Annotated in this window: 11 protein-coding genes; 8 read left to right on the top strand and 3 right to left on the bottom strand. The window is 38.0% G+C overall.

What is annotated here, in order from left to right; genetic code table 11:
• Positions 1-7: 7 nt before the first annotated feature.
• From AAC073_RS20050 to AAC073_RS20040, 3 genes are all read right to left on the bottom strand, one after another.
• On the bottom strand, positions 8-3,388 hold the full coding sequence (locus AAC073_RS20050; protein ID WP_339925592.1) for a TonB-dependent receptor: 3,381 nt from the start codon (positions 3,386-3,388) through the stop codon (positions 8-10).
• A 106-nt stretch (positions 3,389-3,494) separates the two neighbouring features.
• Entirely contained in the window at positions 3,495-4,484 is a 990-nt protein-coding gene (locus AAC073_RS20045; RefSeq protein ID WP_339925591.1) for a FecR domain-containing protein, read from the bottom strand.
• A 216-nt stretch (positions 4,485-4,700) separates the two neighbouring features.
• Positions 4,701-5,291, bottom strand: a complete 591-nt coding sequence (locus AAC073_RS20040) for an RNA polymerase sigma-70 factor (protein WP_339925590.1) — start codon at positions 5,289-5,291, stop codon at positions 4,701-4,703.
• A 424-nt stretch (positions 5,292-5,715) separates the two neighbouring features.
• Here AAC073_RS20040 and AAC073_RS20035 point away from each other — a divergent pair, with 424 nt between their 5' ends.
• From AAC073_RS20035 to AAC073_RS20000, 8 genes are all read left to right on the top strand, one after another.
• On the top strand, positions 5,716-7,128 hold the full coding sequence (locus AAC073_RS20035; protein WP_339925589.1) for an LEA type 2 family protein: 1,413 nt from the start codon (positions 5,716-5,718) through the stop codon (positions 7,126-7,128).
• Between the two features lie 2,486 nt (positions 7,129-9,614).
• On the top strand, positions 9,615-10,415 hold the full coding sequence (locus AAC073_RS20030) for a ThuA domain-containing protein (RefSeq protein WP_339925588.1): 801 nt from the start codon (positions 9,615-9,617) through the stop codon (positions 10,413-10,415).
• A 482-nt stretch (positions 10,416-10,897) separates the two neighbouring features.
• Entirely contained in the window at positions 10,898-11,902 is a 1,005-nt protein-coding gene (locus AAC073_RS20025) for a galactose oxidase (RefSeq protein ID WP_339925587.1), read from the top strand.
• Positions 11,903-12,409: 507 nt separating this feature from the next.
• Positions 12,410-13,585 (top strand): hypothetical protein, encoded by a 1,176-nt coding sequence (locus AAC073_RS20020; RefSeq protein WP_339925586.1) that lies wholly within the window; start codon positions 12,410-12,412, stop codon positions 13,583-13,585.
• 310 nt (positions 13,586-13,895) lie between these two features.
• Positions 13,896-14,141, top strand: coding sequence for a hypothetical protein (locus tag AAC073_RS20015; protein ID WP_339925585.1), 246 nt, complete (start codon positions 13,896-13,898; stop codon positions 14,139-14,141).
• Between the two features lie 9 nt (positions 14,142-14,150).
• Positions 14,151-15,314 carry a 6-bladed beta-propeller gene (locus AAC073_RS20010; protein ID WP_339925584.1) on the top strand — a complete coding sequence of 388 codons (1,164 nt, stop codon included), beginning with the start codon at positions 14,151-14,153 and terminating at the stop codon, positions 15,312-15,314.
• A gap of 381 nt (positions 15,315-15,695) precedes the next feature.
• Positions 15,696-15,914: a hypothetical protein gene (locus AAC073_RS20005; RefSeq protein ID WP_339925583.1), complete on the top strand. Its 219-nt coding sequence runs from the start codon at positions 15,696-15,698 to the stop codon at positions 15,912-15,914.
• A 221-nt stretch (positions 15,915-16,135) separates the two neighbouring features.
• The gene (locus tag AAC073_RS20000; RefSeq protein ID WP_339925582.1) at positions 16,136-17,155 is read left to right on the top strand and encodes a BF3164 family lipoprotein; all 1,020 of its coding nucleotides are present in this window, start codon (positions 16,136-16,138) and stop codon (positions 17,153-17,155) included.
• The last annotated feature ends 3 nt before the right edge of the window (positions 17,156-17,158 follow it).

Genomic DNA, 17,158 nt, shown 5'->3' with positions numbered 1-17,158 from the left:
TTTCAGATTAAAACCTGGCATTTACACCTAGGGTATAGGTAGATAAAATAGGATAATATGCCCCGCCAGTATTTATTTCCGGGTCCCAACCATCAAAGTAGGAAGTCAGAGAAAGGATATTTTCTCCACTAAGGTAAATTCTAAGGTTTTGCAAGCCTATCCTGTCCAAGGTTTCATTGGGTAATGTATACCCAAATTGCATGTTTTTAATCCTTAAATAGGAGGCGTTGGTTACCCAGAAGTCTGATGAAACTGTATTTGGGGTCCCACTATTCGTAATAACCTCAAGCCGCGGATAGGCAGGATATCGCTCTGGACTGTCAGGATTGAACCTTCCATCCATTTGCCACTGCTGAATATTACCTAAATTAAAAAATGCTAGACCAGCATATCCATCTAACAAACCACTTACTCCTGAAACTCCCTGAATAAACAGGGAGATATCGAAATTCTTATATTTGGAACCTAAATTTAGTCCATAGGTATATTTGGGTATTCTACTCCCTAGATAAGTTCTATCATAAGTAGGATCTACCTTTCCATCAGGCACACCGTCGGGGCCACTAATGTCAAGATACCTAATGTCACCAGGAACAGGGTTGGGTGTAATGGAGGATTGGCTGGGCCATGTGTTGATGTCTTCTTGGTTTAAGAATACACCATCTGATTTATAACCATAATACATTTCCATAGGAAAACCGACAAACAAACTAGAGCCATTGCCTACCAAACCATTTGGCTGCTCCACATTCCCAAGTCCTAAAGTAACAATCTCATTGTTGATGATTGAAAAATTTCCTGAAATGGAATATTGAAAATCATTTACTCTTTCCCTGAAACCAAAATCAAACTCCCATCCTGTATTTTTAGCAGCACCGGTATTTACTTCGCCAATGCCTACTCCTAACACCGATGAAACACTAGCGGTAGGCTGGTAAAGAATATCTGTCGTTTTTCGCTTAAAATAGGTGGCGTTAAAACTTAATTTTCCTTGTAAAAAGCTACTTTCAACACCTACGTCTGTTGTTTCGGTTGATTCCCACTTAATATTTGGGTCTCTAAATACCGAATAGGCCGCACCCGTGGAAATACCACCTCCCAGGGGATAATTTCTTCCTGACTCCAGCACTGTCTGGTAAGGGTAGTTACCTATGTTCTGATTGCCCAATACCCCCCAAGAAGCTTTCAGCTTCAAATCAGAAAGCCAAGAGGAGTTTTTTAAAAAATCCTCGTTTGAAAGTCTCCAACCTATTGCCATGGAAGGAAAGAGGGCATATTTATTGTCTTCAGGAAACCGAGAGGAACCATCGTACCTGAATGTAGTTTCAAATAGGTATTTTTCATCATGATTGAACTTTACTCTGGTAAAAAGGGATTGAATGGCCCATTCAGCATCGAAACCACCTACTCTTTGGTTATCAGCTCCTCCCATTCCTATGACTGTATAATCATTACTTGGAAAATCTTGTCTATAGCCGTTAAAATAGGTATTGACTTGATTTTCAAAAGTATAACCCACGAGAAAATCGATGGAATTTTTAGAAAAACTTTTGGAATATTCACCTAAAAATTGCGCTGTTTTAAAAATCTCCTTATTACTGAATTGGTTCAGATAGGATTGGTCATGTATGATATTGTCATTTAACCTTTGAGAGGCTAGGTAAGAACGCTGTTCAAGTAGAAAAGAATTATACCCTCCAATTGCCGAAAAAACCAAACCTTGAACCGGCGTCCAATCCAGTTTCATATTTATTCCAACACGGGTTCTAGGGTTAGTCAGATAGGAATCAGATTGCAACCAAGAAACAGGAGTTCCCCCACTTTCGGGACCAATACCAAAGTCACCGTTGGAAGCCTGACCCAGAAAAATTGCAGGATACCTGATGGCGTTCTGGATCAGTTGATCACTGAGCTCTCCCCCTTTATTGGCAGTTGCCTGAGGCTCATTTCGCTCCTCTATCGATCCAAACAGTCTCGTTGTTAATTTCAAACTTTCCCCCAATTTATTTTCAAGATTTAACCTTAAGTTGTAACGGGTATAGTCGTTTTTTGGAACAATACCTTCCTGACTTAATATCCCCCCTGAAAGAAAGTATTTGTTGTTTTCATCTCCACCATTCAAGGTCAAGGTGTGCCCTGTTTGAGTACCATCTCCAGCAAACACATGATCTAAGAACCGAGTGTTTGGATAATTATCCGGATCTGATTGGGACCTGTATTTCTCAATGTCCTCAGCCGTGTAACTATTGCTTCCTGAGGCAATATTATACATGGCTGCATAATCCCAGGAGTCCACAAATTGAGGTAACTGAGTAGGTTGATTAAAACCTACATATCCATTGTAACTTACAGTCAATTTCTTAGCTGACCCATTTTTAGTAGTTACCAGGATAACGCCATTTGCTGCCCTTGCTCCATAAATCGCTGCTGAGGAAGCATCCTTTAATACAGAGATCGATTGTACATCATCAGGATTAATGTCATTCATATTTCCGGGTATGCCATCAATTAAGATCAATGCATCAGGTGTGGCCCCAAAGGAACCTACTCCTCTGATCCTTATATCACCACCACTCTGACCTGGTCTACCTGATCTTTGTATCACCGTAACACCGGGCATTTGGCCTGTGATTGCCTGAGATAGTTGCTGTACAGGACGATTTTCAATCGCTTCAGATGAAATTTGACTTACAGAACCTATTACATTGACTTTTTTCTGCGTTCCATACCCTACTACCACCACTTCCTCCAGTGATGACTGGTCTTCAATTAAGGTAATGGTCAGACTTGATTGGTTACCAACCGTAATGCGTTGAGATTCGTAGCCTATAAAGGAAAACTGCAGTACAGATCCCTCTGCCACTTCCATAGAAAAATTGCCATCAAGGTCGGTAGCAGTTCCAGTATTAGTCCCTTCAACCAGAACCGTTGCACCCGGGATAGGCTGCCCATTTTCGTCTACAACTTTTCCGGAGATTTCTATGAAATCAAAACTTATGGTAACTTCTTCAGCTTGATTTGTTTGACTTGATCCCCCTACATATATGGAATTATTTACCTGCCGGAACTTCAACTTAGAAGATTGAGCTACCTGTACCAATATGTCATTGACAGATTGTTTTCCGGTCTTTAATCTAACCGAATCTTTCTCACTAAGCAGGTCATCCGGAAAAATAAAAACATAGTCTGTTTTGGATTCAAGGTTGTGAAACACCTCCCGTACACTCCAGTCCTTATTGGACATTCGGAGGAATGTTTCATCGATCGGTTTGATCTGGGCTTTGGAATCATTGGCCAGCAAGGTAGTCAGAAACAAACATTGCAGTAAACAGCCGTATAGCAGGTTTTTGGATACCATCTTTATTAGGTATAGTATTTTTCTTTTCATAATTTTGGGTGTTTTATTGAATTGATTTCTTTAAAGCGGGCAGGGTAAAATGTTTCATTTGGCGATGGGAATTTTATCCTGCTTTTTGTTTTTATTTCATAGGCAATTAAAATTTTATAACTACATTTTTTTGATTAATCTGATAGTCAAAATCAAGAGAGAAACTCAAACCTGTCAGGATGTCTTCAAGGCTTTCATTATTGAACAAGCCCGAGACTTTTCTATTCTCATCCCTTTTCATTTCGAAACGAACCCCATACCAAGTCTCAAGGGACTGAAGAATCTCTTTGAAAGGTTTACTTTTAAACCGAATCTTACCTTCCTTCCAAAGCGTTGTTTGGGCCGGATCAAATTTTCCTTTGGATAAATCTGAAAAACCATTTTGCTGCGCTGTAGCCATTTCTCCCGGCATAAGGGTAAGCAATTGTTCTTCTTTGGTTACATTGACTTTGCCCTCAGTGAGCGAAATTTTAACCCCCTCATCTCGGGCATAGGCATTAAAGGCAGTGCCTAATGCAGTGGTAATCACAGGGCCGGTTTTCACTTTGAAAGGCAGGTTTTTATTTGGAGCTACCGAAAAGAAAGCTTCACCTTCAAGTGCTATTTCTCTATTGCTACTACCAAAATCAGAAGAAAAGGTGATCGTGGACAGAGAATTTACAATTACCGCTGAGCCGTCAGGGAGGGTTAACCTTAGTTTTTCACCGGCGGTAGTTTGCTTTCGGATTTCTACAACTGGAATACCTGTCATTTCTACTTGATCTTCCTTTAAAACAATGCCCTCATATAGAAAGTAAACAGAAAAGATAAACAAAAGGAAAGTAGCGGCAACCTTACTAAATTTAAAAAATTGATGAAAAACCTGCTTTCCCTTGGGAGCCTTTGAGCTTTTTAAAGTTGCATGATGAATATTACCCAATATTTGCTCCTGTTTCAATTTACTTACCTTATCCGTCTCCTCTGAATTCCAGTTTTCGTGAAGCATCCTGAAGAACTTGTCTTCCGAGTCAGCTTTACTCAACCAATCCAATACCTCCCTGTTTTCCTTGGGCGTAGTATGGTTATTTAAAAATCTTATTAACTTTTCCTCCTCCAAAATATTATTTCATTTTAAGCATTACACCTGACACCGACTTATTACTTAAAAAAATCGAAAATTATTTTGATAAACTTCTCTTCCCGGTAGAATAACCGGAAAAATTTCATTTCTAATTGAGGGGCTACCTTTTAAGAATTCGAAACAATTTTAAATGATAGTATAGAAAATTATGTAACAGACAGGTACAGGTACGTTGGTATTCCTACGCTAGTATTAACTACTAAAAAAAAACAAAATTAATGGCCCATATATAGACACTTTATGGATTAACTCTCCCTTAAGAAACTTGGTAGCCAAATAAATATGATGTTCGACGGTTCTTTTGGAAAGACTTAACTGGAAAGCTATATCCTCATTGCTCAGCCCCTCAAATTTACTTAAAAGAAACACCTTTTGTTGTGTTTTGGGAAGGGATTTAATCAGGGCTGTGGTAGTATGCTGCAGTTCTTTAAAAGATAATTTTTCAAATACATTATCAGTGCTGACACAATATTTCTCAGGTATTTCCTCGATAGTACAGTTTTTCTTTTGGTCCCTAAGTTTATTGAGCAATTGATTTTTTACAGATTGAAACAAATAGGATTTGAAGTTTCGGTTTTCATTAAGTGTTTTTCTCCTTTCCCATATTTTGATGAATATCACCTGTACCGCCTCTTCTGCCTCAATTTCGTCGCTAAGGTACCTATAAGCAAAACCAAGTAATTTTGGAAGGTAGCGGAAATACAATTCATCAAAAGCTTTTATATCCCCTTGCCTTAGGGAACATACCAAATCCTTATCAGTATGGTAAATTAGGGGTCTCAAGATCTGGGTTTAAGTTAATTGCTCACAATCACTCCTGGTAAATGGTTATTTGCAATATAGGTAATTAATTAAAATAGCTTATAATAGGATTTTATTATAATATTTCAATTTACGAAAATAAATGAAATTATCTAACCGATTTAAATCGATGGTCATCATGTGTTGATTTTCATACCTCGTTTTCTTCCGCCAGAATTGAAAAGGTAGCTAGTACTTAAGGAGGCTTCAGGGCAAATGGAATCAAAGCACATGTCTGCGAAAATGGGAAGAATCAAATTGTAAAATATGATTTTAAGTGGTGTAATCATCACCCTTTTCCCATGACACAGAAAAAAACCGGCATTTTGAGCTACCTTTAGTACGTTTCATTCTACTATGTATCAATAGATTGAAGATAAAATAACCACTCAAAACACAACCTCTCATGAAAACACCTAGAATTATTCAGTTCTTACTATTTATAGGATCTTGCTTATTATTAAGCTGCAGTACCAACCTGATGGTGCTTGAAGACATGTTGCCAAGGGCCAAACAACAGTCTTTTAATGTTAAGTTTGACCAAACATCCCTTGTAGATTTTGCCGTTAATTTTGATCTGGTATATGAAATCAGCAATCCTTACAAAAAAGAATTGCCCATTCCTGATCATGTCATGGGGATATTTGTTGATGGAAAAGACATAGGATTGGCCAAAACCCATGAAGGGGTTTTGGTGCCCCCCAAATCCACCACTTTGCTTAATTATTCCTTTACTATAAATTCTAATCAGTTGAGGCAATTGTTGGGCAAAAACAACAATATCACTTTTAGGTCGGCCATAGAACTGGACCTTACGGATTACACCAATATGTTGCCGAATTTTCAATTGGCTGTCAGTGAGGATTTTGATCTGGAGTCTTCCGAATTGAAACCCTACCTCAACAAACTGCTCCAAAAAAAGATCAGCAAGTTTGATTTTTCCTATGAACACAGCGCCCAAATAAAAATCCCGGCACCTCCTGTGATCAGCAAGTCAAACCAACCAATTGAAATCAAGCTTTTAGGGGAAGGAAGCAACCTGATTAACCCCAATGCCATCAAAACAGCTTTGATTCCATTTGGAGATTTACTGGTTAACGGAGAAATGGCCGGTTTAAAGGATCCTTTTATTGATGCTGTAGTGAGTATGACTGTTCCTGTTCCAGACCCAGTCATTGAAAATATATTCCGGACCAAGGATGTGAAAATTGAAAATTACATGCTTGACTTGATTAGGCCTTTCGACAGTCAAATCAATACTAAATGGAACAATACAAAGGCACTAATGTACCGAAACAGTAGCTTTAAGCTGACTGATTATTTTGTAGACAATATTCTTGATCCCGCAGGTTTTCCTGATGCCTCAGAAAAGTGGGATATTTTCCAAACTTCCTATAATCAGTTTAAATACACTGTTTTCCCGGATCAGCTTCCCGGACCACAGACCAGGGGGTTTGAAATCTTAATTCCTTTTACATTTAAGAATCAAAATGAATTTCCCATTAGTATCCCTATATTTCGTTCCAGTGTTATCCTACCTGGAGGTCAACCTTTCACCATGTATGTTAAGCCAAAAGATATGGGTGAAATTAATTTGGGAGAAGTACCTTCCAACCAGGCAGAGATACCCGCCAAACAATCCAAGACACTATATGTGGTTTTCTCCTTTGACATGAAGGCTTTTAATCAAGGCATTTACAGTCTGTTTATGAAAAATCAGTTTGAGCCCAACCTGGGAGGAATTATGTCTTACGATTTTGGCTATGGCCCTCTTTATATAGGCTATGACTTGAAAAATATGAGTTTGGATTATAAATAGGGAATGGGCTTCGTGACTGTTACGCCTACCCCTTCTGATTCGCTTATTGGACTGACCCAATGTAAAGTTTGTAACGCAAGCAGCATTCCTATAAAATCAAAATCCCCCTTCTAAAAAGGGGGACAAAGGGGGATTTCTTCCGTAATCTGTTAACCGATAGCAGTATTTAAATTAATATCAGTAAACTCTTTTAGGTCAAGTCAAATTCTAAAAAATCATTCGTGTTTTATTGTTCATTCTCGTAAAAATCCCCCCTGCCCCCTTTGAGAAAAAGGGGGAATTGCTGAAATGATAATTTATTGCTGATGGAGTATTATTTCATCGGGCTGAGAAAGCCAATGTGAATATCGTATCCGTTAACCTAATCGCTTCCAAATCACCCTTAAAAGGGTGCGCAGAGCTCGTCCCGACCACAATCGAGAGGGATTTATTCTGACGAATCGCAAATAATAAATAAAGGAAACTACCCTTCCCCGGTGGCTGAGCGGAGCCGAAGCCTTAGGGTGGTTTGATGGTAAGGCATTTGGCTTAGCCCATTAGAGAGGTTAAAATTTTAATTCTCTGCTGCAAAGATTTTTTTGACCTCTGTATTTCTTTTCCCCTGACTTGCTTGGCATCAGGGCAGGCTTAGATGAAAAGAAACGAAGCAAAGAAAAATCAATCCAGCAGAAAACTCCTCCCCACATGGCCCGACGCTGCCTCGTTCTCTGGCATGCCCCCGCGCCTCTTGCGATAGCATAGTTTAAAAGCTGCCTTTATTGGAAAGGTATGAATCAAAAAGGTGCCGCTCCTCTGGAGCTAATAATCGAATCTAACTTCATATGCTACAAAAATTTTGCTCCTCTGGAGCATCTTAATTATCGAGTAAATTATAAGATGGAATAATAAAGGAAACCACCTCTTCCCCGGTGGCTGAGCGGAGCCGAAGCCTTAGGGTGGTTTGATGATAGGGTATTTGGCTTAGCCTATTGGAGAGGTTAAAATTTTAATTCCCTCTGCAAAGATATTTTCAACCTCTTCATTTCTTTTCCCCTGACTTGCTAGGCAACAGGACAGGCCCTGTGTTGCTCCGCTTCAGGACAGGCCCTGAGTTACTTCGTTTCAAAACAGGCCCTGACTTGCTAGGCATCAGGACAGGCATTGATGAAAAGAAACGAAGCAAAGAAAAATCAAGCCAGCAGAAAACTCCTCCCCGCATGGCCCAACGCCGGCTCGTTCTCTGGCATGCCCCCGCGCTTCTTGCGAAAGAATATATTAAAAGATACCATAATTGGAAAAAACATGCTATGATATTATTGGCATTCTCTCCTGACTTGTAGGTTGTGCTTGAAAGAAATAGAGGCAGTCCCATTGCAAAAAAGTAGGTGTGTTAGACGCATGAAAGTAAATAACCACAATTCAACCCGGTGGCTGAGCGGAGCCGAAGCCTTAGGGTGGTTTGATGGTAGGGCATTTGGCTTAGCCCATTAGAGAGGTTAAAATTTTAATTCTCTGCTGCAAAGAATCTTTTGACCTCTTCATTTCATTTCCTTAGATGAAAAGAAACGAAGCAAAGAAAAATCAAGCCAGCAGAAAACTCCTCCCCGCATGGCCCAACGCCGGCTCGTTCTCTGGCATGCCCCCGCGCTTCTTGCGATAGCATAATTTTAAATGTTACCATAATTGGAAAATAATATGCTATGGCATTATTCGTATTTTATTCTGCCTTGTAGGTTTTGTTTGAAAGAAATACAGGCAGTCCCATTGCAATGAAAAAGGTGTGTTAGACGCATCAAAGTAAATAACCACAATTCAACTCGGTGGCTGAGTGGAGCCGAAGCCTTAGGGTGGTTTGATGATAGGGTATTTGGCTTAGCCTATTGGAGAGGTTAAAATTTTAATTCCCTCTGCAAAGATATTTTCAACCTCTTCATTTCTTTTCCCCTGACTTGCTTCGCATCAGGGCAGGCTTCGATGAAAAGAAACGAAGCAAAGAAAAATCAAGCCAACAGAAAACTCCTCCCCACATGGCCCGACGCCGCCTCGTTCTCTGGCATGCCCCCGCGCTTCTTGCGATAGCATACTATATAAGGAGCCTTTATTGGAACGTTATAAATCAAAAGGTGCCGCTCCTCTGGAGCTAATAATCGAATCTAACTTCATATGCTACAAAAATATTGCTCCTCTGGAGCACCTAAATTCTCGAGTAAATTATAAAAGGGGATAGTCCATGTGCCACTATAATTTTGATTGACCAAAGTTGTTGCTATTGTTAAATTCCCGGTGGCTGAGCGGAGCCGAAGCCTTAGGGTGGTGTGATCTTTACACCTACCCCTTCCGCTCAGGGTCGGGTAAAAATCATTACATAACCCATATTTTTTAGCCTGAAATTTCAATACTTAAAAATTTTAAACAATATTTAGGTAACGTAACCGTACAAATTTAAATTCTCAGGTTTTACTAATTGAAATTCAAATCCACTTTCTATCAACCATTTTTACCATATAATGAAAAACCATAATTCCCTCTTGGTCGTACTTTTAGTTTGCGGTGTTATTGGCTTACCTAGAGCAATGTTTGCAAAAGCTTTACTAGCCAATAAACCAAAACATGTTGTCTTTCTAATCAGTGAGGACCCTTTAAACTATGAAGCCCACATTACGGTCCCTCCTTTTGCTGAGATGCTGGATAAAAAATATGAAAACTTAAAAATAACCGTGCTCAAAGGTGAGGGTACACATGGCGCCTACCGCTTTCCTAATCTTGAGATACTTAAAGAAGCGGACCTTTTGGTTGTCTTTTGCAGAAGACTGGCCCTGCCTTTTGACCAAATGACAAGCATCAAAAATTACCTAAGATCTGGTAAGCCATTGGTGGGTTTGCGAACAGCCAATCATGGGTTTTCGGTTAGAGATGAAGTGGAGCCCGGTTTTGAAGGATGGTGGGGTTTTGTACCGGACATATTGGGTTGTGAGAACAATGGCTATTTTCCTGAGAAATTAGGGACAATTGTAAGTGCTTACCCTGGGGCTGAAAATCATTCTATTCTAAATAGTCTTGACTTAAAAAACTGGAAGAGCAAGGGTCAGGTGTACAAAGTTAAGCCCATCATTGACCCAAATGCGGTAGTTTTACTCAATGGCAAGCCAAGAGGAAAATCCGACACCGAACCTATAGCATGGACAAGAAAAACAGCTTATGGTGGAAAGGTTTTTTACACCTCATTGGGCTATCCTACGGATTTCAAACAAGCACCCTTTATTCAATTGGTGATCAATAGTATTCATTGGGCATTGGAAAAAGAGTAAATTAGTAAATCGAGGGATGGACGTACTAATATTTGTTATTTGATGTAGTCGCTAAAAAAAATAATTACATTATTTAATAATTGGCATTATTTGATTTATAAGTTCTGTTTCAAATTAATGAGTATTAAGCTAGGAAATGAAGGCAAAGGTAGAAATTTAGCCATTTTTCTACCTGTTCATATTTGGCCCTGAGGGATAGAAAAATTAGGGCAGGCCTTGATCCAAAAACGAACCAAAAAGATCAAGGCTGTATGTAAATCTTCACGCAAAATGAAATCCTCCCTGGCTAAACAAAAAAAACTCCGCCGAAATGGCGTCAAACAGTTTTTTGTTTTTAACGCCATTGAGAATTCCATTTTACTAATTTCCATAAGGCCGAAAAAAATTAAAAATACATTTTTTTATATTTATATTAGATAGCCAATGATCAATACTAAACTATAACTGTATATCCTGTTATAACAAAATATGCACTCACAATTATGAACAGAAAACCATGTCTCCTTACATTACTTTTTTTTAGTCTTTTGGTAAATGGCCTAAAAGCCCAAAACCCTTTGCCCAATTGGGAAAAGGTGAGCGAAAAGGCAGACTGGCAAGCCAGGGATTCACAGGGAGAACTGGTTTACAACAACAAACTCTGGATTTTAGGTGGCTGGTTTGATTCCCACCATGCCCCACCAAGAGATGTGTGGTCATCTGCCAATGGAAAGGACTGGGAAAAAGAGGCATCCAATGCACCATGGATCCACAGCGACCTGCCCATGACTTTTGTTTTTGATGACAAAATGTGGATCACAGGTGGCTGGTACAATGGCCGGCTGGAAGGACATTCTGCAAGCAACAGTGTCTGGTCCTCCACAAATGGAGCAGACTGGAAATTGGAAAAGAAAGCAGCTTCCTGGACACCTAGAATTGCAGCAACTGTAATGGAATTCAAAGGCAAGCTATGGTTAATGGGTGGTATAGAGAATTACTATTTTGGAGATGATAAAAGCCTTAAAAACGATGTGTGGGTTAGCGAAAATGGGAAGGATTGGGAATTGGCCACTGCCGATGCTGGCTGGTCTCCAAGAGCTTACCATCAGTCCGCTGTGCTCAATGGAAAGATGTATGTTTTTGGAGGTGGGAATTACACCCCTGAATACCATGCAAAAAATGATGTTTGGGTCACAGAAGACGGCATAAATTGGGAACAGGTAACCCAAGCTGCCCCATGGCATGAGCGGATATGGTTTTCATCTGTCGTATACAGGGACTGCATCTGGGTAATGGGCGGCTGGTCCAACAACCCTTACAAAAACTGGGGAGATGTTTGGTACAGCAGGGATGGTATAAACTGGACTGAATACAAACCAGAAATTACCTGGCCCGGCCGACACGAACATTCCGCTTTTGTTTTCCAAGATAAAATATTTATTGCCGGAGGCATGCTCCCTCCCCTAGTCAATGACGTTTGGTCACTAGACTTGCCTGAAGACTGGTAAAGCTCAATTTACTTTTGTTTAATAAATCCTAGTTAAGCATAAAGACGAATATTAAAGTCTCCTAAACCTAATACCACATTACAAGATCACAAACTCACTTTATCATTACCTCACACTATCACCACATCACAACATCACTTTATCACCCCATCACCAAATCCCATCCTCAAAGCCCTTTAAACTAAAAAATTAAAAATAAATTATTATATTTAACCCAATTAAACCAAGTAGCAGAGGAAGCGCTCGAAAAATGCCTATTGTCTAAGATTTATGGATGATCTGCAAATAGCCGAACTTGTGGACATACCTATTATTTCATCATGGAACTGGATTGCATATCGAAAAAAACGTTTCACAAAGTGAGGCAAATCTCAAAGGCTAGGTTACTTCAGTTGAAAGGCGTATTGTTACTTTGAAAGTTATAGCATTACTTTTTATTGCAGGTGGATAATATTTTATTGGCGTTATTAGGAAGCTAGTTTTCAACATCAAAACTCAATTGACCTGATGAAGTACTTTATATTGTTAAGCTTTATTTTGATTTCCTGTGATTTAAGGAAAAGAAATACGGATTTAACAGCTTTCCATCAGTCTAATGAAAAGTTCACCTTCTTAAAACTAGACAGTATAAAGATTGAATATTTAGGTAACCCAACAGTACATGATATAGATCCTGTATCAAAAAGAATCCTCTTTATGGAGCACAAAGAGACCTCCCAAATTATCTCAATTGCTAATTTTGATGGTTCCATCGAAACTTCTTTTTCCAAATGGGGGGATGTTCCTGATAATTATGGAAATCTTATCGCTCCTCTTAAATTCCATGGAAGTAATTCATTTCTAGCTTATGGGTCAAAAGGTTTTTTGACTTACAATTTTGATGGAAAGCTACAACAAATGGTCAAACATAGTGAAATCCCAAATCAAAGTTTTTCTCGAATTGGATTAGGTCAAGGATTGGAAGAAATTGAAGACCTGTATTTATATTTTAATCCATCATCTCAAACTATTTCTAATAGCGAGAGTCACTTTTACGAAAAGCATTGTCCTTTAATTTTGCTTAATCCGAAAACAGGAGAGAATGAACCAATTATTTCGTTTCCTGAAACTAGTATCTTTCGCAGTGGTAAATTCTTTTTTCGCAGTGCCTGGGAACCTTCCTATACCGTATCTGGTAACTTGATTTATGTAGTATTTGGAGTGGAACCAACCATTTACGTCTTTCAAAATACTAAACCCTATACCTTGGTATCCAAGATTCCACTAGAGCTGCCTGATTGCCGTTATCATAAGGGTTCAGACACATATTCTGACGATGTAAGATTCTTTGGACACTCAAAAACTTCTGGAAAAATACGGAATATAAAAAAATTAGATAAATACTTTATTATCGCCTATTTCCCTGGTTATGAAAGACTGGACATAGAAGAGACTTTTTTAAGCAAGTTACCAGAGGAAGCAAGGTTGTTTTGGGATAGAATGCAAGAAAAATACCCACATAGAATTGCTATTTTTGATACTAATGGAAATAGCCTAAATGATTTTGAACCAAAAGGATTGATAGCCAGTTCCATGGTTCTTCGAAACGGTGAACTCTGGATGATGGAAAAACCGAACGAAGAAATAGAGCAGGATTATTTTCGGCTTTTTCAGGTAGGCTTGAAGGTTGAACATGAAAATTAATCCTCAAATAGCCAATAACCTTTTAATATTAGGGTCCCCAATCCCAAAACACCCCCATCACAGATCACTAAATCACCCCATCACAACATAACTACATCACTCTATCACCCCATCACCAACTCACTCAATCTCTGTATCACAAATTCCTGATTTTCTTCTCATTGCAGTCTTCATACATGTAATAACAAGGCTGAAATGGCTATTCACGGGAAAACGAATCCGGATCACAGTTAAAATGAATATTCCTATATGAAAAATAATTTTAATTGGTTTAATTAAAACATCTTTTAACCATAAACCAAAAAATAGCATGAAAAAGAAAATAACTTTACAAAAAGCTACAGTTGCCGCAGGAGTAGTAGCCATGAGTGTTGGATTATTTAATTCCTTTAATGCAGAGGCCGAGGGTGGATGTACTTGGTACAAGCAAAACGATGAGTGCAACCAATATGATCCAAACTGTTCATTTGCCGTAAAAAAATGCCGTGAGTCAGGTGATTTCACATGCGAACCTTGGGAGCAACTACCTTGTAGCGTAGCTTGTGGATGGTTTTAGGATAATGACATGAAATTTTCCATATCATTATTTCCAACATTGCAATTGGCGGGATTGCTTGTTTTCTTTTGCTTATCTTGTGTTAGAGAAAAGGTAGCAAATAATTCCGAAAGCAAACTTACGTCCATACCTATACCTCAGAAAAACATTGAAAATTTATCTGAGGTTTTTAAGGAAGTAAGCTATTTGACAGTACAATTACCTCCTGAATCCTATATAGGACAAGTGGATAAACTCATCCTGACAGATGACCATATTTTTATGGGAGACTTTTACCAAAAGCCAAGAGTTGTGGTATTAGATAAAAGAGGGAAGTTTTTGGGAACTGCGGGTTCCTTTGGTGAAGGCCCTGGTCAATACACCCAATTAGACGATTTTGAAATAATCCAAAAAGAAAAACTAATCGTCCTACTCTCTACCAAAAAACTAATCTACTATGATTTTGAAGGAAGATTTATAAGAGAAATTCCAATGCCTATAAGAGGAGGTTATAAGTTTCTTGTCAAGGATGATCAAACCATTATATTATATGTACCACAAAAAATAAATTCTAGAGAAGCTAAATATAGAGACTACATTTTATTCCAACACAAAGGTGGAAAGATTTTACCTATTTTTGAGTCTATTGATAAACTAGAATACACGCCGTTTTTTGCGGAGAGAAACAATCTTGCGTTGCATAATAATCAAGAGTTTTTCACTACACGTTTCTCCGACACGATTTATGTTTTTAACAAAGGCACCCTATTGGAAAAAATGTACCTGAATTTTGAATCTTCTAGAAAATTTCCACTAGGTATTTTTGAAAAACATGACTCGGAAATTCTTAATAATTTTGAATTTATGCAAAACTATCTATTCCATATGCCCAATATGCATGTAAATAAGGACTATTTAATTACCTGCTTCAGGGAGAACAACCGCCGGAGTACGCTGATCTATAAAAGGTTCAATGATACTTCCTATTCCGTAGCGAATACGAATAATGATCTGGACAGATTATTGCCTTATTTAAATGTAAAATACTTAAAAGATGACCAAATCATAACTTGCCACTATCCCGAAGAGTTTTTAAATAAGACAAGAAGTACCTCGCCTAGAAATCATCCCCTACTGGTATCGTTAGCGGAAGACGAGGTGGATTTCATATTAGCCTTTTATACACTAAAATAGCTTTAATCGGAAAAAGTATGGCCCGAATTCAATCGGGTTCACAAAACAGTCTGGTACTTGAATAAAGTCAATGGCATTATTCAGGAATCCTTGTAAAACAGTGAGAATTCGCTATAAATTAATTATGAATATTAATTTTTAAAAAATAAGGCCATCAAGGGAAAAAGAAATGTTTAAGGAATTTAAAGGAAATGAGCATCAAGCTAAATTACAATTAATAATTAAAACCCAATCACACCATCACAATATCACCATATCCGATAAATATGCCCGTTCACGGGAAAAAGAACCAAGTTCACAATAAATATAATTAATCCTTTATGAAAAATAATTTTAATTGGTTTAATTAAAACATCTTTTAACCATAAACCCAAAAATACCATGAAAAAGAAAATAACTTTACAAAAGGCTACAGTTGCCGCAGGAGTAGTGGCCATGAGTGTTGGATTATTTAATTCTTTTAATGTAGAAGCAGATGGAGGTTGTGGCTATATGTGTTGCCCAGGCACTATGTATTGTACGGATGAATCTGGAATCATATGGTCACAGGACAGAAAAGTTCAAAGAGATTTTCCAGGTGATACCTGTTCGAATCATTAATAATCTATGGTAAATAGTAGTTAAAAGGCTTCAAAGTAAGAAATATTTTTTCTAAGATTAAATTGGGTTGGTTAAAATAATACGGTTTATCGTGAAGAATTTTATGGAATTATAAAATTAATACTGTTGTGAATTTAACTCAAAACACAAATCAGGTTTTAATAAATGTGGCAATATTAATCATTGTACTATTATGCTTTACAAATTGTTCAGAAGACAAATTGAAATCTGATAATTTAAAAAGCTTTACTGAAAAAACGATACCTAGAACAGTAAACCTGGCTGGCAAAAAATTCTTTTTCGAAGCAATAAAAATTCCGTTAAAAATTTTCGTTAAAAACAATAAATTAATCATTGGTGAAAGCAGAAGAATACCTGAAGCCTATCCTCCGATACATATCGTAGATGCAAAAAACATGGAATATTTGCGGCCTTTCGGTAAAAGAGGCTTTGGACCTGGTGAAGTTTCTGACGTATCAGGAATTGATTTAGGTGACAATGATAATACTTTTTGGGTTTATAGCGCCATGTCAAAGCATTTTTCAGAATTCGCCCTTAATGATTCGACATCCTTGTTAAAAAATCAGATCAAACAAGAAGGAGACTTCTTTATGGCCATGGCCATGGCTTGGTCCTCCGATAGTACAGTTATGTGCCGCATGGTAAATGACCCCCATCAGTTTGTAGAATTTTCGATTGATGGAAGGCGCTTAGCAAATTATGGAAAATGGGAAGATCATTTAGTAAGAGAAGACCTAACCAATTATATGATGTCGGATTTACATATGGGTTGGTATAAAGGAAACCAGCTAAATAATATTTATGCATCCGCTGGTGGTTATAGAGATAGGATTGAAATTTTAAACAAAGAGAACGGAAGCATTTATATCACAGATGGCCCCTTCAATTACATTCCCAAATTTACTATTGTTAATTCTAGTGGCTCATCTGGCGCATTAATTGTAGATATAACTGAACCTTTGGCCTATTTGGACATTGCCATATCTAAAAACTATATTTTTGGGTTATATACCGGTAAAACAGAAAAACAATTAAGGGAAAGTAGTGAAATCGCCAATGATATCTATGTTTTTAATTTGGAGGGTAATATTTTATTAAAAATTATATTGGATATTTCTATCAGAGGATTGGCGGTAGACGAGGAATCCCAAAAATTATATGGCATCACCACAGATGAAGATCCAGGAATTGCTGTTTTTGACTTACCTAACATAAAATAATTT

The organism is uncultured Cyclobacterium sp. (assembly GCF_963977555.1).
Classification (GTDB): Bacteria; Bacteroidota; Bacteroidia; order Cytophagales; family Cyclobacteriaceae; genus Cyclobacterium.
This window is presented reverse-complemented; position numbering and strand designations above follow the sequence as displayed.

Excerpts from the sequence above, each read along its gene's own strand:
- AAC073_RS20050 (WP_339925592.1), bottom strand. The coding sequence starts at position 3,388 with ATGAAAAGAAAAATACTATACCTAATAAAGATGGTATCCAAAAACCTG.
- AAC073_RS20035 (WP_339925589.1), top strand. The coding sequence starts at position 5,716 with ATGAAAACACCTAGAATTATTCAGTTCTTACTATTTATAGGATCTTGC.
- AAC073_RS20030 (WP_339925588.1), top strand. The coding sequence starts at position 9,615 with ATGAAAAACCATAATTCCCTCTTGGTCGTACTTTTAGTTTGCGGTGTT.
- AAC073_RS20025 (WP_339925587.1), top strand. The coding sequence starts at position 10,898 with ATGAACAGAAAACCATGTCTCCTTACATTACTTTTTTTTAGTCTTTTG.
- AAC073_RS20020 (WP_339925586.1), top strand. The coding sequence starts at position 12,410 with ATGAAGTACTTTATATTGTTAAGCTTTATTTTGATTTCCTGTGATTTA.
- AAC073_RS20015 (WP_339925585.1), top strand. The coding sequence starts at position 13,896 with ATGAAAAAGAAAATAACTTTACAAAAAGCTACAGTTGCCGCAGGAGTA.
- AAC073_RS20010 (WP_339925584.1), top strand. The coding sequence starts at position 14,151 with ATGAAATTTTCCATATCATTATTTCCAACATTGCAATTGGCGGGATTG.
- AAC073_RS20005 (WP_339925583.1), top strand. The coding sequence starts at position 15,696 with ATGAAAAAGAAAATAACTTTACAAAAGGCTACAGTTGCCGCAGGAGTA.